This window comes from Sulfitobacter sp. KMM 9851 (assembly GCF_057178245.1).
Map to the genome: position 1 here is coordinate 1,518,774 of NZ_CM169991.1, position 25,048 is coordinate 1,543,821.

28 protein-coding genes and 1 tRNA gene are annotated in these 25,048 nt (G+C 61.8%); 13 read left to right on the top strand and 16 right to left on the bottom strand.

Translation table 11 applies throughout. The features are described from left to right. Positions 1-12 precede the first annotated feature (12 nt). From AC1965_RS07400 to AC1965_RS07420, 5 genes are all read left to right on the top strand, one after another. Positions 13-999 carry an SPOR domain-containing protein gene (locus AC1965_RS07400; RefSeq protein ID WP_483886642.1) on the top strand — a complete coding sequence of 329 codons (987 nt, stop codon included), beginning with the start codon at positions 13-15 and terminating at the stop codon, positions 997-999. Beyond that, complete coding sequence (nagZ, locus tag AC1965_RS07405; protein ID WP_483886643.1) at positions 999-2,006, top strand: beta-N-acetylhexosaminidase; 1,008 nt, start codon at positions 999-1,001, stop codon at positions 2,004-2,006. Before AC1965_RS07400 ends, nagZ begins: the two co-directional genes overlap by 1 nt. Then, entirely contained in the window at positions 1,999-2,781 is a 783-nt protein-coding gene (locus AC1965_RS07410) for a segregation and condensation protein A (RefSeq protein ID WP_483886644.1), read from the top strand. The genes nagZ and AC1965_RS07410 overlap by 8 nt, the downstream gene beginning before the upstream one ends. Before the next feature lie 5 nt (positions 2,782-2,786). Continuing rightward, positions 2,787-3,443, top strand: coding sequence for an SMC-Scp complex subunit ScpB (scpB, locus tag AC1965_RS07415; RefSeq protein WP_483886645.1), 657 nt, complete (start codon positions 2,787-2,789; stop codon positions 3,441-3,443). A gap of 82 nt (positions 3,444-3,525) precedes the next feature. Beyond that, positions 3,526-3,786 (top strand): hypothetical protein, encoded by a 261-nt coding sequence (locus AC1965_RS07420; protein ID WP_483886646.1) that lies wholly within the window; start codon positions 3,526-3,528, stop codon positions 3,784-3,786. A 50-nt stretch (positions 3,787-3,836) separates the two neighbouring features. Here AC1965_RS07420 and AC1965_RS07425 read toward each other — a convergent pair whose 3' ends face one another. The 8 genes from AC1965_RS07425 to AC1965_RS07460 form a co-directional block, all read right to left on the bottom strand. After that, on the bottom strand, positions 3,837-4,934 hold the full coding sequence (locus tag AC1965_RS07425; RefSeq protein ID WP_483886647.1) for a 2'-deoxycytidine 5'-triphosphate deaminase: 1,098 nt from the start codon (positions 4,932-4,934) through the stop codon (positions 3,837-3,839). Positions 4,935-5,013: 79 nt separating this feature from the next. Further along, positions 5,014-5,090 (bottom strand) — tRNA-Pro (locus AC1965_RS07430). A 66-nt stretch (positions 5,091-5,156) separates the two neighbouring features. Beyond that, positions 5,157-6,377, bottom strand: a complete 1,221-nt coding sequence (locus AC1965_RS07435; protein WP_483886648.1) for a MerR family transcriptional regulator — start codon at positions 6,375-6,377, stop codon at positions 5,157-5,159. Positions 6,378-6,380: 3 nt separating this feature from the next. Next, complete coding sequence (gene ihfA / locus AC1965_RS07440) at positions 6,381-6,683, bottom strand: integration host factor subunit alpha (protein ID WP_483886649.1); 303 nt, start codon at positions 6,681-6,683, stop codon at positions 6,381-6,383. Positions 6,684-6,792: 109 nt separating this feature from the next. Continuing rightward, complete coding sequence (locus AC1965_RS07445; RefSeq protein WP_483886650.1) at positions 6,793-7,764, bottom strand: beta-ketoacyl-ACP synthase III; 972 nt, start codon at positions 7,762-7,764, stop codon at positions 6,793-6,795. Then, positions 7,761-8,837 carry a phosphate acyltransferase PlsX gene (plsX, locus tag AC1965_RS07450; RefSeq protein ID WP_483886651.1) on the bottom strand — a complete coding sequence of 359 codons (1,077 nt, stop codon included), beginning with the start codon at positions 8,835-8,837 and terminating at the stop codon, positions 7,761-7,763. Before plsX ends, AC1965_RS07445 begins: the two co-directional genes overlap by 4 nt. A gap of 39 nt (positions 8,838-8,876) precedes the next feature. Beyond that, on the bottom strand, positions 8,877-9,083 hold the full coding sequence (rpmF, locus tag AC1965_RS07455) for a 50S ribosomal protein L32 (protein ID WP_483886652.1): 207 nt from the start codon (positions 9,081-9,083) through the stop codon (positions 8,877-8,879). 192 nt (positions 9,084-9,275) lie between these two features. Further along, positions 9,276-9,842: a YceD family protein gene (locus AC1965_RS07460; protein ID WP_483886653.1), complete on the bottom strand. Its 567-nt coding sequence runs from the start codon at positions 9,840-9,842 to the stop codon at positions 9,276-9,278. Positions 9,843-9,933: 91 nt separating this feature from the next. Between AC1965_RS07460 and AC1965_RS07465 the strand changes: the two genes are divergently transcribed. The 3 genes from AC1965_RS07465 (at position 9,934) to AC1965_RS07475 (ending at position 13,096) form a co-directional block, all read left to right on the top strand. Further along, positions 9,934-10,398 (top strand): outer membrane protein assembly factor BamE, encoded by a 465-nt coding sequence (locus tag AC1965_RS07465; protein WP_483886654.1) that lies wholly within the window; start codon positions 9,934-9,936, stop codon positions 10,396-10,398. Positions 10,399-10,483: 85 nt separating this feature from the next. Further along, a complete protein-coding gene (locus AC1965_RS07470) occupies positions 10,484-11,209 on the top strand; it encodes a GNAT family N-acetyltransferase (RefSeq protein ID WP_483886655.1) in 726 nt (241 codons plus the stop codon). Between the two features lie 78 nt (positions 11,210-11,287). Further along, positions 11,288-13,096, top strand: a complete 1,809-nt coding sequence (locus AC1965_RS07475; RefSeq protein ID WP_483886656.1) for an ABC-F family ATP-binding cassette domain-containing protein — start codon at positions 11,288-11,290, stop codon at positions 13,094-13,096. Between the two features lie 83 nt (positions 13,097-13,179). On the opposite strand, the gene AC1965_RS07480 is transcribed toward AC1965_RS07475, so the two are convergent. From AC1965_RS07480 to tyrS, 3 genes are all read right to left on the bottom strand, one after another. Beyond that, complete coding sequence (locus AC1965_RS07480; protein ID WP_483886657.1) at positions 13,180-13,935, bottom strand: 3-hydroxyacyl-CoA dehydrogenase; 756 nt, start codon at positions 13,933-13,935, stop codon at positions 13,180-13,182. Positions 13,936-13,997: 62 nt separating this feature from the next. Further along, positions 13,998-14,786 carry a GNAT family N-acetyltransferase gene (locus AC1965_RS07485; protein WP_483886658.1) on the bottom strand — a complete coding sequence of 263 codons (789 nt, stop codon included), beginning with the start codon at positions 14,784-14,786 and terminating at the stop codon, positions 13,998-14,000. Between the two features lie 397 nt (positions 14,787-15,183). Further along, a complete protein-coding gene (gene tyrS / locus AC1965_RS07490) occupies positions 15,184-16,434 on the bottom strand; it encodes a tyrosine--tRNA ligase (RefSeq protein ID WP_483886659.1) in 1,251 nt (416 codons plus the stop codon). A 66-nt stretch (positions 16,435-16,500) separates the two neighbouring features. Here tyrS and AC1965_RS07495 point away from each other — a divergent pair, with 66 nt between their 5' ends. Further along, the gene (locus AC1965_RS07495) at positions 16,501-17,616 is read left to right on the top strand and encodes an anhydro-N-acetylmuramic acid kinase (protein WP_483886660.1); all 1,116 of its coding nucleotides are present in this window, start codon (positions 16,501-16,503) and stop codon (positions 17,614-17,616) included. Between the two features lie 139 nt (positions 17,617-17,755). On the opposite strand, the gene AC1965_RS07500 is transcribed toward AC1965_RS07495, so the two are convergent. Genes AC1965_RS07500 through AC1965_RS07510 form a run of 3 tightly spaced genes read right to left on the bottom strand, consistent with a single transcriptional unit; the run spans position 17,756 to position 20,481 of the window. Continuing rightward, entirely contained in the window at positions 17,756-18,268 is a 513-nt protein-coding gene (locus AC1965_RS07500; RefSeq protein WP_483886661.1) for an N-acetyltransferase family protein, read from the bottom strand. Further along, positions 18,268-19,545, bottom strand: a complete 1,278-nt coding sequence (gene eno / locus AC1965_RS07505; protein ID WP_483886662.1) for a phosphopyruvate hydratase — start codon at positions 19,543-19,545, stop codon at positions 18,268-18,270. The genes AC1965_RS07500 and eno overlap by 1 nt, the downstream gene beginning before the upstream one ends. A gap of 33 nt (positions 19,546-19,578) precedes the next feature. Beyond that, on the bottom strand, positions 19,579-20,481 hold the full coding sequence (locus AC1965_RS07510) for a DMT family transporter (protein ID WP_483886663.1): 903 nt from the start codon (positions 20,479-20,481) through the stop codon (positions 19,579-19,581). Between the two features lie 124 nt (positions 20,482-20,605). On the opposite strand from AC1965_RS07510, the gene AC1965_RS07515 reads away from it, so the two are divergent. Both AC1965_RS07515 and AC1965_RS07520 read left to right on the top strand, forming a co-directional pair. After that, positions 20,606-21,664 (top strand): AbrB family transcriptional regulator, encoded by a 1,059-nt coding sequence (locus AC1965_RS07515; RefSeq protein ID WP_483886664.1) that lies wholly within the window; start codon positions 20,606-20,608, stop codon positions 21,662-21,664. Positions 21,665-21,707: 43 nt separating this feature from the next. Further along, complete coding sequence (locus AC1965_RS07520) at positions 21,708-22,250, top strand: DUF421 domain-containing protein (RefSeq protein WP_483886665.1); 543 nt, start codon at positions 21,708-21,710, stop codon at positions 22,248-22,250. On the opposite strand, the gene AC1965_RS07525 is transcribed toward AC1965_RS07520, so the two are convergent. Both AC1965_RS07525 and AC1965_RS07530 read right to left on the bottom strand, forming a co-directional pair. Next, a complete protein-coding gene (locus tag AC1965_RS07525; RefSeq protein WP_483886666.1) occupies positions 22,251-22,946 on the bottom strand; it encodes an NYN domain-containing protein in 696 nt (231 codons plus the stop codon). Beyond that, positions 22,936-23,364, bottom strand: coding sequence for a Fur family transcriptional regulator (locus tag AC1965_RS07530; RefSeq protein WP_483886667.1), 429 nt, complete (start codon positions 23,362-23,364; stop codon positions 22,936-22,938). The genes AC1965_RS07525 and AC1965_RS07530 overlap by 11 nt, the downstream gene beginning before the upstream one ends. 171 nt (positions 23,365-23,535) lie before the next feature. Here AC1965_RS07530 and AC1965_RS07535 point away from each other — a divergent pair, with 171 nt between their 5' ends. After that, complete coding sequence (locus tag AC1965_RS07535) at positions 23,536-23,706, top strand: hypothetical protein (RefSeq protein ID WP_483886668.1); 171 nt, start codon at positions 23,536-23,538, stop codon at positions 23,704-23,706. Further along, entirely contained in the window at positions 23,707-25,020 is a 1,314-nt protein-coding gene (locus tag AC1965_RS07540) for a DEAD/DEAH box helicase (protein WP_483886669.1), read from the top strand. The last annotated feature ends 28 nt before the right edge of the window (positions 25,021-25,048 follow it).

The window sequence follows — 25,048 nt, forward strand, 5'->3', positions numbered from 1 at the left end:
AGTGAGGCATAAATGGCAGATTTCACCTCGTCCCCGATGATGGGGGCGTATGACCCCGATTCACACGCCGGAGAGATCGGCGCGGCTTCTTCCAATAGATTGACAACGCTGACAAATGTCGCGGGCGCAGTGGTGTCGCTGGTGCTGGTGGCGGGCATTGGCGTCTGGGGCTATAAACTGCTGGTGCGCGACGTTACGGGCATCCCGGTGGTGCGTGCCATTCAAGGTGACATGCGGGTGCGCCCCGAAGAGCCGGGCGGTGAATTGGCTCAGCATCAGGGATTGTCGGTCAATGTGGTCGCTGCCGAAGGATCCGCAGGCCAGCCCGCCGATCAGTTGCGTCTGGCGCCGCGTCCGATTGATCTGCTGGACGAGGATCAACCCATTCAGGCGTCGATGGTGGCCCAGACGCCACAACAGATCACGACACCTGCGCCCATCGACGCGGCCGCTGCGATCAAGTCTGGCAATGTTGACGATCTGGTTGCGCAGTTGACCGATGGGGTGGCACCGATGGAGGAAGTCACCGTGGAGGACGCCGTTGAACAGGCCGTATCCGAAGTCTTGATCGAAGAAGCCGAGGCCGCAGAGCCGCTGGTTGTTGCGGCCGTTCTGGACGCCCCCGGTATTCGCCACTCGCTGCGCCCCCGCAACCGCCCCGCCAACGCGCCCGCCGTGGTAAAGGCGTCGATGATGGTTGAGACCGCAGACAGCAGCACCAAGGAAATTGACGCCGACAGCCTGCCCGTTGGGACACGTCTGGCTCAGCTGGGCGCCTTTGACAGCCCCGAGGTGGCGCGTGAACAGTGGACACGTCTTCAGGGCCGCTTTGGCGCGTACCTGCAAGACAAGGACCGCATCGTGCAAAAAGCCACCAGCGGTGGTCGCGTATTCTACCGGCTGCGGGCCATGGGATTTGAAGACATCGCCGATGCGCGGCGCTTCTGTTCGGCGCTTGTCGCGGAAAACGCGGATTGTATTCCGGTGGTGACACGCTGATGCCGCCCTTTGGGGCCACGGTCCTTGATGCGACAGGGCACCGGCTGAGCGCGGATGAAAAGGCGTTCTTCCGGGATGTTCGGCCCTTTGGCTTTATCCTCTTTGCGCGCAACATCGACACGCCGGACCAGCTGCGCGCGCTATGCCACGACATGCGCGAGGCGGCGGGCCATGAGGCGGTGATTACCATTGATCAGGAAGGCGGGCGCGTGCAACGGATGCGCCGACCGGCATGGCGTGACTGGTTGCCGCCGCTGGATCTGGTGCAGAAGGCGGGGGACCGTGCGCCGCAGGCGGCCTATGCAATGTACCGGTTGATTGCGGACGAACTGGCAGCGGTGGGCATCGACAGCAACTGTGCGCCCTTGCTGGACGTGGCGCTGCCCGAAACCCATGCCTTTCTGCGCAACCGTTGTTACGGTGGAGATGCCGGTCAGGTGGCCGTCATTGGCCGCGCGGTGGCCGATGGGCTGCTGGCGGGCGGCGTGCTGCCGGTGATGAAACATCTGCCCGGCCACGGCCGCGCCACGCTGGACAGCCACCATGACCTGCCAAGGGTCGCGGCACCGCGCACAGACCTCGAAGCCGTGGATTTTGCGCCCTTTAAACAGCTGAATGATCTGCCAATGGCGATGACAGCACATCTCGTTTATGACGCGCTGGACAATTGCCCCGCGACCCTGTCCCCCACGGTGATGCGCGTAATCCGCGAGGAGATCGGTTTTGACAACCTGATTATGACCGATGACATTTCGATGAAGGCCCTGCCACACGCCCCTGCCGACAGTGCGCGTGCGGCGATTGCGGCAGGCTGTGACGCCGTGCTGTATTGCAATGCGCCGCTGCACGACCGTGCCAAGGTGGCCGAGGCCGCGGGCGAGATGACCCCGGCGGCCCAGACCCGCGCACACCGCGCCCTGGCAGCGCGCAGAGCACCCGAAGATGTTGACATTGCCGCCTTGGAGGCCCAGCTTGGGGCGCTTCTGGGCGGGGATGCACATGGCTGACACCACATTCGAAGAGGATCAAAGCTCGGTCGCCGAACGGCTGGCCGCAGAGGCGTTGATCATCGACGTGGACGGCTTTGAAGGGCCGCTGGACCTGCTGCTGACACTCAGCCGGACTCAAAAGGTTGATCTGCGCAAGATATCGGTGCTGCAACTGGCGCGACAATATCTTGCCTTTGTGGAAAAGGCCAAGGCGCTGCGGCTGGAACTTGCGGCGGATTATCTTGTCATGGCCGCTTGGCTGGCGTTCTTGAAATCGCGTCTGCTGTTGCCCCCAGACCCAAGCGAAGAAGGCCCCTCGGGCGAGGAACTGGCAGCACATCTGGCGTTTCAGCTGGAACGCCTGCAAGCGATGCGCGATGCCGCCGCGCGGCTGATGGCGCGGGATCAGTTGGGGCGCGATTTCTTTGCGCGTGGTCAGACACACGAAGTCACGCGGATCAAGCGGGTGACCTATACCGCCACGCTGCTGGACCTGATGCAGGGCTATGCGCGTATCCGCACCCGCGACGATTTCCGTCCCTTCGTAATGGACCGCGATTCTGTCTATACGATGGAGCAGGCGCTGGAGCGGATGCGGGGCCTGATCGGTTTTGCCGGTGACTGGGGCGATCTGATGAGCTTTCTACCCGAAGGCTGGGAGACTGATCCGGTCAGGCGGCGATCTGCGACGGCGGCAACCTTTGCCGCGTCGCTAGAACTGGTCAAGGAAGGCCACTTAGAGATCAGGCAATCGGAACTATTTGCCCCGATCCAGTTGCGAAAGAAGGATTGAGCCTCTTGTCCGAAGATATTGAAGAAAAAGAAGAAAGCCTGTTCGAGGCGCCGGTGATGGCGGAACAGGAGCGCATGATCGAAGCCGTTCTTTTTGCCGCGTCAGAACCGGTGTCGCTGCGCGAACTGGAAGCCCGGATGCCGCATGGCTGTGACGCGGGCGAGGCGATGGTCCATCTGCGCAAACGCTACGAAGGGCGCGGTGTACAGGTCATGAAAATCGGCGATGCCTATGCCCTGCGCACGGCACCCGACCTGGGGTTTCTGATGCAGAAGGAGACGGTGGAAACCCGCAAGCTGAGCCGGGCTGCCATCGAAACGCTTGCGATCATTGCCTATCATCAGCCGGTGACGCGCGCAGAAATCGAAGAAATCCGGGGCGTTTCGGTGTCGCGCGGCACGGTGGATCAGTTGTTGGAGATGGAGTGGATACGCTTTGGCCGACGCAAGATGACACCGGGTCGACCAGTGACATTTGTTGTGACGCAGGGGTTCCTCGATCACTTTGGTCTGGAAAGCGCACGTGACTTGCCGGGGCTTAAGGAGTTGCGGTCGGCGGGATTGCTGGAAAACCGGCCCCCTGCGGGTCTATTGCCCGCGCTTGGCGATGGCGAGCACGAGGAAGAGGCCACCGAGGGGCAGAGCGAACTTTTTGAAGATTGATGCAGGCCGATGTAATCGGACCTGAAAATTGCCGCAATGAACACTATATATGTAGCAGCAGTCGAGCATAAGAGGCAGACCCATGAACCAGATTATCAACATGATTATCCGCCAGGTGATGCGGCAAGTGGTCAATCGCGGCGTTAGGGCGGGGTTTGACCAGGCGGGCAAGCTGGGCAAGTCGCGCGGCAAACAGGCACCGCAGGGCGAGATTGACGATTACGGCAATCCGGTGCAGCCGCAGATGACCCGTGAGGAACGCCAGGCCAAGCGGCAGGCGCGACAGAATGCGGGAAATGCCGGCAAGTCGATGAAGGTCTTGCGGCGGATGTCAAAGTTCTGACGAGGGCGCAGGTGCCCGATGGGGGCTTTGCCCCCAAACCCCTAGGAATATTATGACCAAAAAGAGGGAGGGGCGGCCATCTTGAAGTGTTTTGATAGCTTCAGCCCCTGGCCCTGATAATTTGAAGCAATGCCAGTGCCGTAAAGCTGGCTGGGCACCTCGGCCATTTTTTCATAAACCAGACGGCCCACGACCTGACCGTGTTCCAGCACGAAAGGCGCTTCGTGGCAGCGGACCTCGAGCACGCCGCGCGAGCCTGCACCACCGGCATCGGCAAAGCCAAAACCGGGGTCGAAAAAGCCCGCGTAGTGCACGCGAAATTCTCCCACCATCGCCAGATAGGGTGCCATTTCGGCGGCATATGCCGGGGGGATCGTCACAGATTCGCGGCTGACCAAAATATAGAATGCGCCGGGATCGAGGATGATCTGGCCGTTGTCGCTGTGAACTTCCTCCCAGAAATCCGCCGGGGCGTAGTGGTTGAGCTTGTCCAGATCAATAACGCCGGTATGGGGTTTGGCGCGGTAACCGACCAACGTGCTGCCGGGCAGTTTCAGGTCGACGGAAAAGCCCAGCCCATCGTCGATCACAGCCGCGCCGTCGACCAGGGGGGTGTCATCGTGCAGGGCGCGCAGCGCGTCGTCGTTCAATGTGGCGTTGCCTTGGCCAAATCGGATCTGGTTGAGCCGCATGCCCGGGCGCACCAGCACGGAGAATGAGCGCGGGCAGATTTCGGCGTAGAGCGGGCCGGTGTAGCCTGCGACGATGCGATCAAATTCGGTGCCGTCATCGGTGATGGTTCGGGTCAGTAGATCGAGCCTGCCGGTCGAGCTTTTGGCATTTGCGACGGCGGCTACTCCCTCGGGCAGGGCCAGGCTTTCCATCAGCGGCACAACATAGACGCAGCCCTTTTCCAGCACGGCGCCGTTGTTCAGATCGACCCGGTGCATTTCGAACTCGGCCAGGCGATCTGCGACTTTGGCGCCTTGGCCCGTCAGGAACGACGCCCGCACACGGTAGGCGATTGTGCCGAGGCGCAGATCAAGGCTGGCGGGTTGGATCTGTGCGGGGATCACGGCCGGGCTGGCAGAGATTGCGCCGCTGTCGATCATCGCAGAAATCTGTTGGTTGGGGAGAACGCCGTTCATCGCGTTGTGCATGACATCTGGCCTTTCGCAATGACAAACGCCCGCACCAAACTGGCGCGGGCGTTTTGTGTTAGTCGGTTGGTCGGGCTAGCAGGACTCGAACCTGCGACCTTCCGTCCCCCAGACGGACGCGCTACCAGGCTGCGCCATAGCCCGACTACGGCTGGTACATACCCGATCTTGGCGGGCGTGCAAGAGGGAATTGCCGTTCCGGGCATGGCTTTAGGATTTGGCTGCAGGGCTGTTCCGGCGCGCAGACATTTGATCGCGCAGGGCAGTGAGTTGTTTCAGCAGTGTGGCGATCTGCGGGATGTTCTCCGCGGGCAGGCTGCGCACATTCCAGGCGGCGCTGAGCGCGGCCGGGCTGACGGCAAAATCGGATTCGGCTGCGAGCGGCGGCAGATCGAGGATGCGCGGCCTGGGCCGGGCTGGCTCTGCGGCGACGGGGGCCGGCTCGTGCGTTTCCGCAGGCTGCGGTTCAGGGTCTGAGGTGTCGTTGGTATCATCCTCGGTCGGCGCGGGCGCATCCGGAGGTGCAACGGGATCGGCGTCGGGCGGGGTATTGTCGGTGGGGTGCCCAGCGGGTTCAGGCGGTGTTTCTGTCAGCGGTTGGCGCAGAAAGGCGGGCAGGTCTTCTTTCGGAGCCGGGGCCGCATCCTGTGTCTTGGGGGTATCGGGCTGTGGCGCGGGTTCAGGCGATGACTGTGCGGCGTCCACGCGCGGTTCAGCCCCGTCATGTGCTGCCCCGTCGTCTGTTGCAGCGTCGTCTGCTGCCACGTCGTCTGCTGCCACGTCGTCTGTTGCGGCGTGATCTGCTGCCACGTCATCGGGTGCAGGAGTGGCAAGGCGCGGTGCATCTTCGGTGCTATCCGCACCCAGCGGGTCTGGGCTGGCAGTTGGCGTTGTGTCCTGCGGGGGCTGCGGCGGTGCGGCAACCAATGGTTCGTCGATCTGTGGCGCCTGCGGCGCATCCGCAGTGTCATCTGAGACAAAATCAATCGTGACCGATGTGCGCGGCGGTTCGGCGGGGTGTTCCGGTTCCGGGGCGGTGGCGGTGGCGGTGGGCGTGTCAAAGGTTAGCACGACGCCGGTTTCGGGCTTAGGCACGACTGGTTTTGGCTGCGCCTGCGCGGCAGCGGGGTCGCCCAGTTCCGACAGGGTCAGCTCGTCCAGCGATGCGGACAGGTCGGACACATGGTTCATGCCTTCTTCGCGAAGGATTTTCTGCACGCCTTTAATGGTCAGACCGTCATCATGCAGCAATTTCTTGATGCCACCCAGCAGCAGCATATCGGCGGGCCGGTAATAGCGGCGGCCCCCGGCGCGCTTGATCGGTTTGACTTGGGTGAACTTGCTTTCCCAGAAACGCAGCACATGCGCCTGGATTCCAAGCCAGTCAGCGACTTCGGAGATTGTGCGAAAGGCGTCTGGCGACTTGGCCATGCTTTACGACTTGTTGCCGTCCGCAACCCGGTCTTTCATCAGGTGCGAGGGCCGGAAGGTCAGCACGCGGCGTGGGTTGATCGGGACCTCTTCGCCGGTCTTGGGGTTGCGACCGACGCGGGCGGTCTTGTCGCGGACTGAAAAGGTGCCGAAGGACGAAATTTTTACTTGTTCGCCCTCAACCAGCGCGTCAGACATATGTTCGAGCACAGCTTCGACCAGAAGGGCGCTTTCGTTGCGCGACAGGCCCACTTCACGAAAGACGGCCTCGCTCAGGTCCATACGCGTCAAGGTCTTGTTAGACATCTTATCCCCCATGTTTTGAGGCAGCATAGGCTGCTGTGAAATTCGGAGTCAATATCAATGGCTTGCGGCGGTCGCTTTAGGCGGAAATTTTGCGCGTTTGGTCAGGCACTTACCAGCGCAGCACCACCGCACCCCAGGCTAGGCCGCCGCCAATGGCCTCGGTCACAATCAGGTCGCCATCCTTGATCTGGCCGCGCTGACGACCCACCGACATCGCCAGAGGGATCGACGCCGCAGAGGTGTTGCCGTGGTCCTGCACGGTGACAACAACCTGATCCATCGACAGGTGCAGCTTTTTCGCGGTGCCTTGAATGATGCGGATATTGGCCTGATGTGGCACGATCCAATCGACGTCTTGCGCCGTCACGCCTGCACGCTCCATCGCGGTATTGGCGGTCGCTGCGAGCTTTTCGACCGCGTGGCGGAATACTTGATTGCCCTGCATGCGCAGATAGCCTGTCGTGCCTGTGCTGACACCGCCATCGACATAAAGCAGATCGCGGTAGCGCCCGTCTGAGTTCAGGTCCGTGGCCAGAATGCCGCGGTCTTGCGGCGTACCGGCACCTTGCTGCGCTTCCAGCAGCAGCGCACCGGCACCGTCGCCAAACAACACGCATGTCGATCGGTCGGTCCAGTCCATGATGCGGCTGAAGGTTTCGGCGCCGATCACCAGCACACGTTTGGCCTGACCCGACACAATAAGCGCGTTGGCGTTGGTAAGCGCATAGACGAAACCGGCACAAACCGCTTGGATATCAAAGGCAAAGCCGTGGTTCATGCCCAGTTCGGCCTGCACCATCGTGGCGGCTGACGGAAAGGTCAGATCCGGCGTGGACGTGGCAACAATGATCGCGTCCACATCGTTGATATCACAGTTGGCATCCGCAAGTGCGCCACGAGCAGCGGCGGCCGCCATGGTCGATGTCGTCTCGCCTTCGGCGGCGAAATGGCGGCGCTCGATGCCAGAGCGCGACTTGATCCATTCGTCATTGGTGTCCAGCGTTGTTTCAAACTCGGCGTTTTCTACAACACGGGATGGCAGGTAATGGCCACAGCCAGTGACAACAGCGCGCAGGCTCATTCTGTCGACTCCTCGGCGGGCAGCGTCGCGGCGACGCGGGCTGCCAGCTTGTCATTGAATTTGTTCTGCGACAGTTGCGCGGCCAGTTTTATTGCTGCCGAAACACCCATTGCATCGGCTGAACCATGGGATTTTACCACGGTGCCGTTCAACCCTAAAAAGACACCGCCGTTCACACGACGCGGGTCGATTTTCTTGCTCAACCGGCGCAACGACGTATAGGCCAGCACAGAGGCCAGGCGCGACAACGGTGAATATTTGAACGCTTCGCGCAGGCGCTTGCCGATCAGGCTTGCCGTGCCTTCGCCGGTTTTGATCGCGACATTGCCGGTGAAACCGTCGGTCACGATGACATCTGCGCGGTTGCCGGAAATATCGCCGCCTTCGACAAAACCGACGAATTCGAAACCGGTGGCGTCGCCTTGGGCGCGAATCAGATCATAGGCTTCTTTAAGTTCGCTGCGGCCTTTGTGCTCTTCGGTGCCGACGTTCAGCAGGCCGACGCGCGGGCGCGCCAGATCCATGCCGTTGCGGGCATAGGACGTGCCCATCAAGGCAAAGCGCAGCAGGTCGTCGGCATCGGCGCGCACGTCGGCGCCGACATCAAGCATCACATTGAAGCCATGCGGATTGGATGATGGATAGAGCACAGCAATGGCCGGGCGGTTCACACCGGGCAGTTTGCGCAGCCGAATCATCGACACGGCCATCAGCGCGCCAGTGTTGCCGCAGGATACTGCCACGGCGGCCTCGCCCGTGCGCACACATTCGATGGCAGACCACATCGACGTGTCCTTGCCATTGCGTACCACTTGGCTGGGTTTGTCATCCATGGTGACGACATCGGTTGCGTGGCGCACCTCGCAGCGGCCGGACAGCTCGCGGCGCTTGGCCACAAGCGGATCAAGCTGGTCACGGGGACCATGCAGGATAAACCCGATGTCAGGATTTGCGCGCGCGGAAAGGGCACACCCGGCAATTACAATTGCCGGGCCCTGATCACCCCCCATCGCATCGACGGAGATAAGGGTGTGTCTGGCCTTCGCTTTGGTGTGATCGGTCTGTGCCGTCATCGGTGCGAGTGCCTCATCTGCCTGTGGTTGACGGTCAGCTTATGCCGCGTCGTCTTCCAGGTCTACTTCTTCGGTCAGGGCAACAACTTCTGTGTCGTCGTAGTGACCGCAAGCAGCGCAGATGTGGTGTGGGCGCTTCAGCTCACCACAGTTGGAACATTCGTTCGGATTCGCTGCTGTGAGCGAATTGTGCGCGCGACGGTTGTTGCGACGCGATTTGGATACTTTATTCTGTTGGACAGCCATGTCTGGTGCCTTTGCCTTCGGGGTTGCAGACCTGCATAGGCAAGTAACAACCGTGTTTCATTTCGGACCCCGGTTTGGGCGTGACGTGCGTTTAGGCCCGGAGCCACACAATGTCCAACCTTAATTGGGGTGAGGGGCGCAAAATACTGCGAACGCGCGCCGATGCAAGCAGGTATTTGCCTGCAACAGGCGCTATTCGTTCTTGTCGTCATCGCCGCCCTGCGTCAACCCGTCACGCAGCCCGGCCAATCCGGCAAAGGGGCGGGCATCATCATCGGTCATCGGCGCCTTGCCGGGTTCCGTGTAAACGATCTGCCCCACGGCGGCTTCGTCCTTGCGCGGGTAATCGGGAACTTCCAACGCCAAAGCTTCGACCATGACGCGGGCAGGGTCGATCCACTGGCCCAGCGGTTCGCTGGTATCATCCTGAGGCATCTCTACCTCGGGTTCTGTGGGCAGGTCGTAATTGCGGATGAACTGGCGCAGAATGTCGACATCAACGCGGGTGGTAACAGGGTCCAGCGTGACAACGCAGGGCTGGACGACAGTTGCCCCCAGCCGCCCTTCGAGACGCCAGTCCTGATTGCCGACTGGCAGGATGCGACCGCTAAAGCTGAGCTTGCGCAATGCGGACACGTCCAATTCTATGGCGATCCGTGCCATTTCTGCGGCGTCAGGGCGCAGGGAAAAGCTATTTTCGTCGTTCTGGGCCAGTTCGGCAACAGAAATGGCAGTTGGTGATGGTGGTGTGCGAGACATGGGTCTGATACTTTCGTTTCTTGAACCCAAGGGGTCCCTTGGTGTATGCGGAATAAAAGCCATAATCCGTCAGGGCAAGAGGGCAGACCAAATGCGCAACATCAAACGATCCAGCACAGGGGTGCTTTGCGCCGTCGGACTGGGCGCTTTCCTGTTCATCGGGGCCTGTACGCCGCAGTACGAAAACCATGGCTATGTCCCACCCGAAGACCAGTTGCAACAGATTGTCGTGGGCAGTGATACCAAGGAAACTGTTGCTGAAAAGATCGGCGTGCCTGCCTCGTCGGGCGTGTTGGGCGACGGAGGCTACTACTATGTGCGGATGCGGCAACGGGCCGTAGGCTTTATGGCGCCGCGCGAAATCGACCGCGAAGTGGTTGCCATCAGCTTTTCCGACGCCGGTGTCGTGCAGAACGTCGAACGCTTTGGCCTGGAGCGCGGCCAGATGGTTACACTGTCGCGCCGCGTGACGTCCTCGCCGGTGTCGGACAAGACCTTCTTGCGTCAATTGCTGGGCAACCTTGGTCGGTTCAGCCCTGCGGGCCTTGGCGGATAGGTTTTTACTTCGTTATTTTACATCATGTGGTTACATGACATCGACCATGGTTGCATGAACCGTGGTGGATGATGTGGATGGCCTTATGGATGCCCCTACACAAGGTAGATTTTGTGCGCGCGAAGCGATCAGCGGTGCTGATGTTGCGGCGGCACAGGCGCTGCGCGCCCTGTGTTTCAAGCTGTCAAAGCCGCATGATATCGACGATTTCGACGGACGCGCGCGACATTTCGTGATCGAAGACCGCACCAGCGGTACTTTGGTGTGCTGTTTTCGCCTGATGGCGCTGCACGGCGCTGACCTGCCCCAGAGTTATGCCGCGCAGTTCTACGAACTTAGCCCGTTGCACAGCTACGAAGGGCTGATGATGGAACTGGGGCGATTCTGCGTGCATCCTGATTGGCATGACCCTGATATCCTGCGTGTGGCCTGGGCTGCGCTGACAGCCTTTGTCGACGCGCGTGACGTTCAGATGCTGTTTGGCTGCTCTTCCTTTGCAGGGGTCAACACGGACGAATATCTGGATGCCTTTGCTGTGCTCAAGGCGCGCCACCTGGCGCCAAAACGCTGGCTGCCACGGGTCAAGGCGCCGGATGTGTTTCGCTACGCGGCACGGCTGCGGCGCAAGCCGGATATGAAAAAAGCGATGCTGCGGATGCCGCCCTTGCTGCGCAGTTACCTGATGATGGGTGGCTGGGTCAGTGATCACGCCGTGGTCGATCACCAGATGAACACGCTGCATGTCTTTACCGGACTTGAGATCGGGGCGATCCCCGACAGCCGCAAGCGCCTGCTGCGTGCGTTGGTCTAAGGTATTTAAGGTCCAAAAAAGCGGGGGGCTGATCGAGGGGTCATTGACCTTGATCGCGCGCCCGGATAGCTGGCAGCCATGGCACGTGCACCCCTATTACAACTCACCGATATTTCGCTGACCTTTGGCGGCGATCCCGTATTTGAAGACCTGTCGCTGGTGGTACAAGCCGGCGACCGCGTGGCGCTGGTGGGGCGCAACGGGTCAGGCAAATCAACACTGATGAAGGTCATGGCCGGGTTGGTGGAAGCCGACAGCGGTGCCGTGATTGCGGGGCCGGGTGTTTCCGTCGGCTATATGGAACAGGACCCTGATCTGGCTGGGTTTGAAACGCTGGGCGACTTTGCGGCGCATGGGCTGGACCCGGGCGAGATGTATAAGGTCGAGCGTGCTGGCGAGGGGCTGAAATTTGACCCGGATCGGCCTGTGGCCACAGCCAGTGGCGGTGAACGCCGTCGCGCGGCCCTGGCGCGGCTGATGGCACAAGAGCCGGAGCTGATGCTTCTTGACGAGCCGACCAACCACTTGGACATCGAGGCGATTGCCTGGCTCGAGGATGAGCTGAAATCGACGCGGACGGCTTTTGTCATCATCAGCCATGACCGCGCATTTTTGCGTGAACTTACCCGCGCAACCCTTTGGATTGATAGAGGATCTGTGAAACGCCAAGAAACTGGATTCGCCGGATTTGAAGCGTGGCGTGACCAGATATGGGAAGAAGAAGACACCCAGCGGCACAAGCTGAACCGCAAGATCAAAGCCGAGGCGCGTTGGGCTGTTGAAGGCATTTCGGCGCGGCGCAAGCGCAACCAGGGCCGGGTGCGCGCTTTGCAGGAGCTGCGCGCGGAGCGCAGTTCGCAGATCGCCCGCCAGGGCACCGCCGCTATGGCCTTGGACGCGGGGCCAAAATCGGGCCGCAAGGTGATGGAAGCCTTCGGCATTTCGAAAGCTTTTGGCGGCAAACAGATCCTTAGCGATTTTTCGATAACCGTGCAGCGTGGGGACCGGATTGCGCTTGTCGGGCCCAATGGTGTGGGTAAGACGACGCTGCTTAACATGTTGATTGGAAAGGAAGAACCTGACGCTGGTGAGATCAAGCTGGGCACCAACCTGGAGCTGGCGTTGTTCGATCAGGCACGGGCGCAGTTGGACGGCGACATGACCTTGTGGGAAAGCCTGACGGGCGACCCGGACATGCGGGTGTCGGGCAAGGCGGATCAGGTATTGGTGCGCGGACAGCCGAAACATGTGGTGGGCTACCTGAAGGAATTCCTGTTTGACGAAGGCCAGGCGCGTGCGCCGGTGCGGTCGCTATCGGGCGGTGAAAAGGCGCGCCTGCTGCTGGCCAAGATCATGGCGCGGTCATCGAACCTGCTGGTATTGGACGAGCCGACCAATGATCTGGACGTAGAAACCCTTGATTTGATGCAGGAATTGCTGGGCACCTATGATGGCACGGTGCTGTTGGTCAGCCACGACCGGGACTTTTTGGACCGGGTTGCGGCCACGACGATTGCCATGGAAGGCGACGGTAAAGCCACGGTTTATGCGGGCGGGTGGAGCGATTATCTGGCCCAACGCGGGCAGGATGATTTTAGCGAAAGCGTTGCCAAATCCAAACCCTCGAAGGCCGAGGCAAAGGCGGAAAAAACGCGTCAGACCGGGCTGAGCTTTACCGAAAAACATCGGCTGGAGGCGCTGCCTGGAGAGATTTCACAGCTCGAAGCGGAGATCGGCAAGCTGGAAGGGCTGCTGAGCGATGCGGAGCTGTTCACGCGCGAGCCGATGAAGTTTAAGAAAGCCACGCAAGCCCTTGTAGAACGTCAGAAAAAGCTGAGCTCGGCAGAAGATGAATGGCTAAAACTGGAAGAGAAAAGCGCAGGCTGAGCCGCGCTTTTCTTAACAATCTGTAAATTGTCACACAGCGTACACTGCACGTGCACCGGGCGTACATATCGCGCGCGGGGCGGTCATCGCATGCGCAGCGCCCCATCGAGGCGGATCACTTCGCCGTTCAGATAACCCATTTCGACGATGAACCCGGCCAGCCGCCCGTATTCGGCGGGGTCACCCAGACGTGCGGGGTTTGGCACATCGGCGGCCAGTGACGCCTGGACTTCTTCGGGCAGGCCCGCCAGCATCGGGGTTTTAAAGATGCCGGGCGCAATGGTCATCACGCGGATGCCCGATTGCGCCAGATCGCGCGCCATGGGCAGGGTCATGCCAACAATCCCACCTTTGGACGCGGCATAGGCGGCCTGACCCTTTTGCCCGTCAAATGCGGCGATGGAAGCGGTGTTGATGATCACGCCGCGCGCGCCATCAAGTTCGGGGGTGTTTGTGGCCATAGCCACAGCGGCCAGACGGGCAACATTGAAACTGCCGACAAGGTTGATGTCGATGCTGCGCTGGAAGGCGTCGAGCGGATGCGCGCCATCGCGGCCCACGGTTTTGATGCCAAGCGCGATCCCGGCGCAATTAACGGCGGCGGTGATCTGGCCCATCTTTTCGGTGGCAAAGGTAATGGCGGCCTGTACCGACGCCTCATCTGTCACGTCGGTTTTGACAAAATGCCCGCCGATGTCAGCGGCCACATCGGGGCCGCGGGTGTCGTCGCGGTCCAGCAGGGTGACCTGTGCACCTTGGCTGGCGAAATACCGCGCCGTGGCTTCGCCAAGGCCCGAAGCCCCGCCAGTGATGATGGCGGCTGTGGTGTTGAGGTGCATCTGCGGCTCTCCCGATATGAACGTTTGTTCATTTCAGCACGGCGCAGCGATTTTCGCAAGTTTTATCGCGCCAGCGGGGTCCAGCGCAGCCAAGTGCCGCCGGTCATCTGGACCTGCGCCCCGGCGCGTCGTTTGAACCGAGTCAGTCCGGGCGAACCGCTGTGCAACAGCCCCAGATCGACCTGCGAGAACCCGCGATCGGCCAAACAGTCAGACGCGTGCCACAGCAACAGGTTATGCGCGCAGACGGCCCTGCCGGCAGGTGAGATATGGCCGATATGATAGGTGGCACTGCGGCCGTGGCACAAAAACAGCATATGCGCGATGGGTATGCGCCCCTGCCAGGCGGTAAACAGATGGGTCTGCGCAGGGGCCATGCGGGCAAAGGCGGCAGTGAGAGGCGCGGGCCAATTGGCATAGCGGCGGCTGCGTGCCTGTGCGGCCTCGGCCATCAGCAGGGGGTGGCGCGGATCGGGTGGCAGGGCGGCTTGGGTGAGGCGTAGATTTGCGGCTTCGGCGCGGCGCAGTTGGTTGCGCCATTTGGGATGCAATGCCGCGCGGCGGGTGGCGGTGGGCGCTGTGAGGTCGATCACGGCGATGGGTTGCGGGGCGCGCAGGCGCAGGGCGCGCGGCAGCGCCACGGGTGTGGGCGGCGAGAGGATCAGCGCGGTGCGGTGCAGGCCGAGGGCGCGCAGATCATCTGACAGGGTCGACGGTGGGTGCGCGCGGGGCAGCATCGCCACGGGCAGGCCGCAGATGCGGCGGTGCAGCAGGGTCAGGCCGCTGCTGGGCAAGGTGCGGGGCTGTTCGCCGCAGTCGCGCAGGGCGGCGGCAAAAGCGGGATCTTGCATCAATGCGGCAGGTGTGGGGAGAGCGGCATCAAACATGCGCTATTAGGCACGCAGGATGGTTAATGTGAGGTTAAGTGGGGGAGGTTGAGGGCCAGCGGCTGCCCGTCGCACCAAAGGTGCGCCGTGAATCGCGCACCAAAGGTGCGCCGTGAATCGCGCACCAAAGGTGCGCCGTGAATTGTGGCAGGCCTTTGGCGTGACCGGGGCGATTGAAGGCTGAGGGCCGTCGGCTGCCCGTGGGGTGGCGATTGAAACGGTTGTTCATGCCACTTTATGGTGCAGCGATACTGCGACTTATCAGGGTTGCGCCCAGCCTTGATAAATCGCCAGCCCGCCGGGACGGGCGGGCGATGGCCCGGCGCTGCGCTTGATTCCGGGCGGGTGGCAGGATGGGCCTTTACCCCAGTTGCACTAGCGCATGGCGTTTTTTGCCGGCGCTGAGCTTGATCGGCGAAGACAGCGCGGCGGCGTCGAGCATCAACCCGGCGTCCGTCAGTGGCTGGTCGTCGATGCGCGCGCCGTTTTCAGCAATCAGGCGCTTGGCCTCTTTGCCCGATCCGGCGAGGCCGGATTTCACGATCAGCTGCACAATGGAAATGCCATCGCCCACATCGGCCGCCGTCAGGGTCAGGGTCGGCAGGTCATCGCCCACGCCGCCTTTTTCAAAGACTTCGCGCGATGTGGCTTCGGCGGCTTGTGCGGCGTCGGTACCGTGCAGCAGGCCGGTGACTTCGTTGGCGAGGCGCACTTTGGCCTCGTTGATCTCGGACCCGGCCAGCGCGCCGAGGCGGTCACATTCATCCACCGGCAGTTCGGTATATAGTTTGAGGAAACGCCCGACATCGGCATCGGTGGTGTTGCGCCAGAACTGCCAAAATTCGTAGGGCGACAGCATGTCACCATTCAGCCAGATCGCACCCGACTGCGATTTGCCCATCTTCTTGCCGTCCGACGTGGTCAGCAGCGGCGATGTCAGCCCGTAGACTTCGCCGTCGATCACCCGGCGGGTGAGGTCGATGCCGTTGACGATATTGCCCCATTGATCAGAGCCGCCCATTTGCAGCACACAGCCATAGCGGCGGTGAAGCTCCATGAAATCATAGGCTTGCAGGATCATGTAGTTGAATTCGAGGAATGACAGGGACTGTTCGCGGTCGAGCCGGGATTTTACGGATTCGAATGACAACATGCGGTTGATCGAGAAATGCCGCCCGATGTCGCGCAGGAAATCGAGGTAGTTGAGTTCATCCAGCCATTCAGCGTTGTTGATCATCATCGCATCCGACGGACCATCGCCATAGGTCAGGTAGGCGCTGAACACGCGTTTGATGCCTGCGATATTGTCGTCGATCTGTTCGGGGCCAAGCAGGGGGCGTTCATCGGCGCGGAACGATGGATCACCCACCTTGGTGGTGCCGCCGCCCATCAGGGTGATCGGCTTGCCGCCCGTTTTTTGCAACCAGCGCAGCATCATGATCTGAATGAGCGAGCCGACGTGCAGCGATTTTGCGGTGGCGTCAAAGCCGATATAACCGGGTTGCCCACCCTTGAGCAGGGCCTCATCCAGGCCCTGATAATCGGTGCAATCGGCCAGAAACCCGCGTTGCATCATCGTGTGGATGAATTCCGATTTGGGATGGTATGTCATACTGGCTTGCCTCATGGGGGGATTGCGGGGCAATCTATAGGCGCTGAGCAGTCAAAGGAAAAGGCCATGAATAAGGCCATGGGCATGAGCATCGCAAAAACAGGGGTTGTGAGCGCGCTGGGGGCAATGTCTGGCACGTCGCTGGACGGGGTCGACGCGGCGGTGCTGCGCACTGATGGGCATGAGATTTCGGGCTTTGGGCCGACGGGGTATCGCGGGTACAGCGCGGCTGAACGGGCGGTGATTGCCGCCGGGTTTGGCAAGTGGTCGGGGCCAGAGGTCGCGGCGGCGGCGGAGGTCGTTGAGGTGGCGCATCTGGCGCTGCTGCGTGATTTTGCGCCCGTTGACCTGATCGGGTTTCACGGTCAGACGCTGGCCCATGCGCCGCGGATGCAAGGCACGTTGCAGGTGGGTGACGGGGCGCTGTTGGCGCGGGAACTGGGGCTGCCTGTGGTGTGGGATTTTCGCAGTGCGGATGTGGAACTGGGCGGTGAGGGCGCGCCGCTGGCGCCGTTTTTCCACCACGCCTGCGCGCGGTATGCGGGGCTGAGCGCGCCGGTGGCGTTTTTGAACCTGGGCGGTGTTGGCAACCTGACATGGGTGGACCCCGGGGTGATACGGCCCGAGGCGGAGGGCGCGCTGCTGGCGTTTGACACCGGGCCCGCCAATGCGCCGATCAACGATCTGATGCAGTCGCGGTTGGGGCAGGTGTATGACAAGGGCGGCAGGCTGGCTGCACGGGGGCAGGTGGAACAGGGCGCGCTGGAGCTATTTCTGGCGGAGCCCTATTTTGCACGTATCCCGCCAAAGTCGCTGGACCGTAACGATTTTTCAGAGATGATTGCGCTGGTGGGCGAGCTGTCGGACGCGGATGCCTGTGCCACGTTGACGGCGATGTGTGCAGCCGGGGTGGCCGAAGCGATGCAGCATTGTCCGGCCCCGCCCAGCCGCGTGTTGGTGACCGGGGGGGGGCGGCTGAACCCGGTGCTGATGCGGATGCTGGATGTCAGTCTGGATTGTCCGGTGGCCCCGGTCGAAGAGATCGGGCTGGACGGCGATATGCTGGAGGCGCAGGCCTTTGCCTATCTCGCGGTGCGCGTGGCGCGGGGGTTGCCGACGTCCTGTCCGGGCACCACCGGTGTGCGTGCGGCCGTGGGCGGCGGTACGGTCAGCAGGCCGTGAGGTGTGAGAGGTTGGGAGGGGCTGCGGGACTGTCCATCCCAGTGGTCCCGACCTCCCCCTTTTGATTGATCTCTGTCTTGCCCGCCCGAGGTCAAGCAAGGGCGGCTCCAGACCAGTGGGAGGGCTTAGGGTCAGGACCCTAGAGCGGCATTTCGTAGAAACAGATCGCGTCTTTGGCCATGTCGGGCATGGGTTGGTAGGGGCCGCATTCGGCAAATCCTAGTGACTGATAAAGCGCGCGGGCTGGCGCAAAGGCCACAGAGGTGTCCAGCAGCACCCGTTTGAAACCATCGGCGCGGGCCTGTGCAATCAGCGCGGCGCAAAGCGCGCGGCCGGCACCGGTGCCACGGGCAGCATCGGTAACAAAGACGCGTTTGATCTCGCTGTCGGTCGGGGTCAACGCGTGGGACATACCGCAGCCGACGGGCTGGTCGTCCCGCATGGCCAGCAAGATGATGCCCTTTGGACGGGCATGTTCCTGCGGAAGGCGGGCCATCAGGGCCGCGTATTTGTCCTGCGGATAGAAGGTTTCGGTGATCAGGCGTTCCGCCGGGCCGAAATTCAGCAGGAAATCGCGGTAGGCCCAGCACAGGTCAACCACCGCCGCGATATCAGCGGCGGTGGTTGCAGGGCGTAGCGTCAGCACGGTCATCAGCGGCGCAGGATGGACCGGCCCGCGTATTCGGCGGTTTCACCCAGCATCTCTTCGATGCGGATCAGCTGGTTGTATTTCGCCAGCCGGTCAGAGCGCGCGAGGCTGCCGGTTTTGATCTGTCCGCAGTTGGTGGCGACGGCGAGATCGGCAATCGTCGCATCTTCGGTTTCGCCCGAGCGATGCGACATCACGTTGGTATAGCCCGCACGGTGGGCCATATCGACCGCTTTAAGAGTCTCGGTCAAGGTGCCGATTTGATTGACTTTTACCAGCATCGAGTTGGCGCAGCGGCGCTCGATGCCCTGGGACAGACGCACGGGGTTGGTCACAAACAGATCGTCACCGACCAATTGCACCTTGTCACCTAGCAGGTCGGTCAGCGCCTTCCAGCCCTCCCAATCGTCCTCGGACATGCCGTCTTCGATCGAGATGATGGGGTAGTCGTTGACCAGTGCGGCCAGATAGTCGGTGTTTTCGGCGCTGGAGAGTGTTTTTCCTTCGCCTGAAAGGACATATTTGCCATCCTTAAAGTATTCCGTGGCGGCGCAATCCAGTGCGAGATAGATTTCCTCGCCGGGTTTGTAGCCTGCTTTTTCGATGGATTTCAAAATAAAATCAAGGGCATCGCGTGTGGAGCTAATGTTGGGGGCAAAGCCGCCTTCGTCACCGATGCCGGTGGACAGGCCTGCCGCGGACAGTTCTTTTTTCAGGGTATGGAACACTTCGGAGCCCATGCGCACGGCGTCGCGGATGTTTTCCGCAGCGACAGGCATGATCATGAATTCCTGAATGTCGATCGGGTTATCGGCATGTTCGCCACCGTTGATGATGTTCATCATCGGCACCGGCAGGATACGCGCAGAGGTGCCGCCGATATAGCGGTACAGCGGTTGTGTGCAGTAGTCTGCGGCGGCTTTGGCGGCGGCCATTGATACGCCCAGAATGGCATTGGCGCCGAGGCGGGATTTGTTGTCGGTGCCATCCAGTTCAATCATGATCTCGTCGATCTCGACCTGTTCGGTGGCGTCGATGCCGACCAGCGTCTCGGCGATTTCGCCGTTGACGGCGGCGCAGGCTTCAAGAACGCCCTTACCCATGTAGCGCGATGCGTCACCGTCGCGGCGCTCGACGGCCTCGTAGGCGCCGGTGGAGGCCCCCGACGGTACGGCGGCGCGGCCCATGGTGCCGTCTTCGAGGATGACGTCAACTTCGACCGTGGGGTTGCCCCGGCTGTCGAGGATTTCGCGGGCGTGAATGTCGATGATCGTGCTCATGGCTATGTCCTTTGGCGGCGGGTTTGGTGCGGTTTACCCCGAGATACCGGGCTTGGAAAGACTGGCGGCAGCGGCGGGGCGGATTTTACGTTCCCGCCAGATCGTGTAGACACCCGAGGCGATGATGATGGCGGCGCCGATCAAGGTCATGCTGTCGGGGGATTCGCCAAAGACAGCGATGCCCAGGATCAGCGCAAAGAGCATCCTGAAATAGCGGAACGGCGTGACAAAGCTGACCTCGCCCACGCGCATCGCGGCGACGATCCCGTAATAGGCAAAGACGCCGATCAGCATGGCGCAGATCAGGTAGGTCCATTGCGCGCGGGCAGGTGCCACTGCGTCAGTGCCGGTGGCCAGCATCAGCACGATCCCCGCCGGAATGAGCACGACAAATGCCAGAAAGCTAAGCTGCATCGAACTGATTGTGGGCGGCACGCGGCGGGTGGCCAGATCGCGCAGTGCCAGGCCAAAGACGCCAAAGACAGCAAAAAGCGACAGGGCGTTAAAGCCTTCGAGCCCCGGCCGCACGATCAGCAGGACGCCGCAGAAACCAACGATGATCGCGCTCCAGCGTCGCCAGCCGACCGGTTCGCCGAGAAACAGCGCGGCACCCAGCGTGACCGCCAGCGGCGTGGCCTGCAAGATGGCCGACGCCGAGGAAAGCGGGGTCAAGACGATGGCGGTGACAAAGCACAAGGTGCCGAGGACCTCGCCCACCGCGCGCAGCAGGATCGGTGCGGTCAGCATGTCGGGTGAGAACAGCCGCCGGCCCTGTGCGACGAGGACAACGGCAAAAATGGCGCCGCCGCCCGCGCCCAGCATCGCGATCATCTGGCCCACGGGCACCGCATCGCTGGCCAGCTTGATGAACATGTCCTCGAGGGCAAAGCCAGCCATGGCCAGCACCATCAGCAACGCGCCGCGCATATTGTCCATCGGGTATGTCCTTTGACATGGGGTAGTTAGTGGGAAGGTAAGTTGTGGGCACGCTTGGACCTTTTGCGCCGCAAGGGCAAGGGGGTCTGGCCACTGTCGGGGCGCGGTGCTAGCTCTTGCACCTATGAGATGGCCAACCCTTTCCCACGCGCCGCGTGACACGTTGCTGACCCTGGGTGCGGGCACGGCAGGTGCCGCTGTTTTCTGGCTGATCGGCGCGCCGGTCTACATGTTGCTGGGGCCGGTTGTCGCGGTCAGTCTGCTGGGTCTTGGCGGGGTGCGCACCGCCATTGACCCCGCGCTGCGCAACGGCTGTTTTGTGGTGCTGGGCATCGCCGTGGGGGCGGGGTTCAACGCTGATGCGGTCGATGCGATGGTGCGCTGGCCGCTGGCATTTGTGTTCATGACGCTTGTGATCTGGGCGATCATGGCGCTGTGCCGCTGGCTGCTCGGCCGCTTTTTCGGGTTTGACGCGCGATCGGCGCTGCTGGCCTCGGCGCCGGGGCATCTGAGTTTCGTGATTGCCATGGCCAGTGATACCGGGTCTGACGTGGCGCGGATTTCGATCACCCAGTCGGTGCGTCTGTTGGCGCTGACCATCGTGGTGCCGTTTGTGGCGCTGGCGATGGGGGTGGATATGACCGGAAACATCGCGCCGCAGGGGGCCGGGATGGGCTGGCTGCCGATGGCGGTGCTGATTGCGGCGTCGGTGGTGGTTGGCCTTGTCTTTGGTCGGCTGTCAGTGCCGGCGCCGTTGCTGCTGGGTGCGATGGTGGCCTCTGCGCTGGCCCATCTGAGCGGGGCAGAGACCGGTGTTTTGCCCGGCTGGCTGACGCTGGCGGCCTATCTGGTGCTGGGCTGTCTGATCGGCACGCGGTTTTCGGGGATCACGCCCGCGCTGCTGGCCCGCGGGCTGGGGGCGGGGCTGGCGATTACCGGGGTTGCCGTGGGGCTGGCGGGGCTGGGGGCGGTGCCGGTGGCCTGGGCGCTGGGGATGCCGCTGGCGCATGTGCTGGTGGCCTTTGCGCCGGGCGGGCTGGAGACGATGATCGCACTTGGTGCTATTCTGGCGGTGGTGCCGGGGTTCGTTGCGGCCTGCCATATCATGCGGTTGGTGGTGCTGAGCGTGCTGCTGCCTGCGATGCTGGCGCGCATCAATCGGCGGGACCGGCGGGCAGGCTGAACCAAACCGGCGCTGCCGCGTTGGCCTTGCAGGAGGTCGACACATGAATACACCCATTTTCTTTGACGGTTATGAAGGATTGCTGCGGGTTCTGATCAGCGCGCCAATACTTTACGTGATGGTGATCCTGTTCATCCGCATCAGCGGCAAGCGATCTACATCGCAGATGAACAACTTTGACTGGGTCGTGACGGTCGCTCTGGGGTCTCTTATGGGGTCCGGCATCCTGCTGCGCGATGTGACGCTGGCCGAGGCGGGGCTGGCCATCGGATTGCTGCTGTTGCTGCAATGGTTGCTGACCAAGGCGATGGTGATGTTTCCCGTCGTCAGCCGGACGGTTCGCGCCACGCCCACGGTGCTGTATCACAACGACGCCTATATCACGCAGGCCATGCGCCGCGAACGCGTCACCGAATACGAAATGCTGTCGGCCCTGCGTGAACAGGGTGTGGCCGATCTGGCCGAGGTTCAAAGTGTCATCCTTGAGGCGGACGCGGCGATGAGCGTGCTGCTGAAATCGGACCGGACAATCCAGAAACCGGCAGTGCAGGACGTGCAGGGGCTGAGCGCGTCTTCGATCCGCTGATCAGGGTTTCAGGCGCACCATCAGGCGGTTGCCGCTTTTGCGGGTCTCCAACGCCTTTAGGTTGGCCGCGAGCGCGCTGAGCTTGCCGTGGCCGTAGGTGCGGCTGTCGAAATCGGGGTGCGCGGCCTGAATGGTCTGGCCGATTTGGCCGAGGTTGTACCAGTCGTCTTCGGATTCGATCTTGGCCATCGCGGCCTTGAACAGGGGCAGGGCGCTGGCGACCTTGGCGCTGGTGCCAGAAGGGGTTTCATCCTCGGCCCCGTCGAGGTTTTCGATCAGGATAAAGCGGTTGTAGACATTGCGCAGGGATTCATGGGTCTTTTTCTCGCCAATGCCGATGACGGTCAGACCATCTTCGCGCAGACGGTTCACCAGCGCGGTGAAATCGCTGTCAGAGGACACGATCACCACGATGTCAAAGCGGCGGCTGTGCAGAATGTCCATCGCGTGGATCACCAGACCGATATCGCTGGCGTTCTTGCCCTTGGTATTGGCGGTTTCCTGATGCGCGACCAGACCCAATTCGCGGATCGGGGTTTTCCAGCCCTTGAGGTGATCGTTCGACCAGTCACCATACACCCGGCGCAGGGCGGGTTCGCCAATGGTCGTGATCTCGCGCATGATGGCGGCGGCATGTTTGGCGGGCACGTTGTCAGCATCGACCAAGACGGCCAGAAGGGGGCGTTCACGATTCATGTGTTTGTCCCTTTTTCAGCGGCACACCGTATAGCTCCATCCGATGCCCGCGCAGGGTATACCCCAGCTTGCGCGCGATCTTTTCCTGCAGCTCTTCGATCTCTTCGTCGACGAATTCGATCACTTCGCCAGAATTCATGTCGATGAGGTGGTCGTGATGTTCGCGTTCGGCATCTTCGTAGCGGGCGCGCCCGTCGCCAAATTCAAGCTTGTCGAGAATCCCTGCCTCTTCGAAGAGTTTGACGGTGCGGTAGACGGTGGCGATCGAAATGCCACTGTCGATCGCCATGGCGCGGGCCAGCAGCTCTTCGACGTCGGGGTGGTCGTCGCTGTCTTCGATAACCTGCGCAATGATGCGGCGCTGGCCGGTCATGCGCAGGCCCATGGCCTCGCAGCGTTTCATGATCGGATTGCGCATGTCAGTGGCCTTTGGTCGGTCGGGCTTTTGGTTTAGCGGCAATTCGCGCGCGGTGCCACCGCATTTGGAGGCCAGTGGTTGACTTTTGCGCGCTCAGAGGTCATGTGGGGGTCAAGCGATGCCTTCTGCCGCGTGAGCAGTATCAGCCATATGCCCAAATTGGGCCTCTGAATGCTGACGACAAGGCCCGCCGATGTTCCCAAAATCACGCGTGGGGCCAAGCGCGACAGACGGGTGTCTGGCATGTGGCCACTGCCCGCGATCTGCTTTGCGCACCCTGCGGCGTCTTCGGGCGCGGCGCAAGACTATGGCGCGGGCGATCCGCGTCGGAAAGACGAATGAATGAGCGATTTTGACATGATGGGCCTGCCCAAGAAATTGGTACAGCGGCTGCATGAAATGGGTCTGAAAGATCCGACACCGATTCAGAAACAAGCGATCCCGCATGGGATGAATGGCCGCGACGTGATGGGCCTGGCCCAGACCGGCACCGGTAAAACGGCGGCCTTTGGTGTGCCGCTGGTGGCACAGATGATGGCCATGCCGGGCCGTCCCAACCCGCGCTGTGTGCGCGGTCTGGTGCTGGCCCCGACACGCGAGTTGGCGACCCAGATTTCCGTCAACCTGCGCGACTATGCCAAGGGATCGTCCTTGCAGGTGGCGATGGTTGTCGGCGGGCAGTCGATCAACACCCAGATCAAACGGCTGGGCGGCGGTGTTGACCTTTTGGTTGCCACACCGGGCCGTCTGCTTGACCTGATGGACCGCCGCGCGGTGCGTCTGGACGAAGCATCGTTTCTGGTGCTCGACGAGGCGGATCAGATGCTGGACATGGGGTTCATCCATGACCTGCGCAAAATCGCCAGCGTGATCCCGAAGAACCGTCAGACGATGCTGTTCTCGGCCACGATGCCAAAATTGATGAGCGAAATTGCAAACACCTATTTGCAAAGTCCGATCCGGATCGAAGTCTCGCCTCCCGGCAAGGCGGCGGACAAAGTGACGCAAGAGGTGCATTTCATCGCCAAAGCCGAGAAAACCGAGCTGCTGAAGGAGCTGCTGGGCAAGCACAAGGGCGAACGGGCGCTGGTGTTTGGCCGCACGAAGCACGGGTCGGAAAAGCTGATGAAGACGTTGGTGAAGGCAGGTTTTGACGCCGCGTCGATCCACGGCAACAAGAGCCAGGGCCAGCGCGACCGCGCGATTGCGGGTTTCAAAGCCGGTCAGGTGACCGTGCTGGTGGCCACGGATGTGGCGGCGCGGGGCCTTGATATCCCCGATGTGAAACACGTCTATAACTACGAATTGCCGAACGTGCCTGACAACTATGTCCACCGTATTGGCCGGACCGCCCGCGCCGGCAAGGATGGGGCCGCTGTTGCGTTCTGCGCGCCTGACGAGATGGGCGAATTGAAGGCAATTCAAAAGACCATGGGCGTTGCGATCCCCGTGGCGTCGGGCCGTCCGTGGGAAGTGATGGATGATCCTGCGGCCAAGCCCAAAGGGCGCGGTCGCGGTCGCGGTGGCCGCCCTGGCGGCGGCGGTGGCGGACGTCCCGGTGGCGGCGGCGGCAATGGCGATGCCAAGCCGGGTGCCGGTCGGCGTCGGCGCAGTGGCGGCGGTGGCGGCAAGCCGGGCGGCCAGCAAGCGGCGTAAACTGCTGAACACATAAATCCATGGCGCG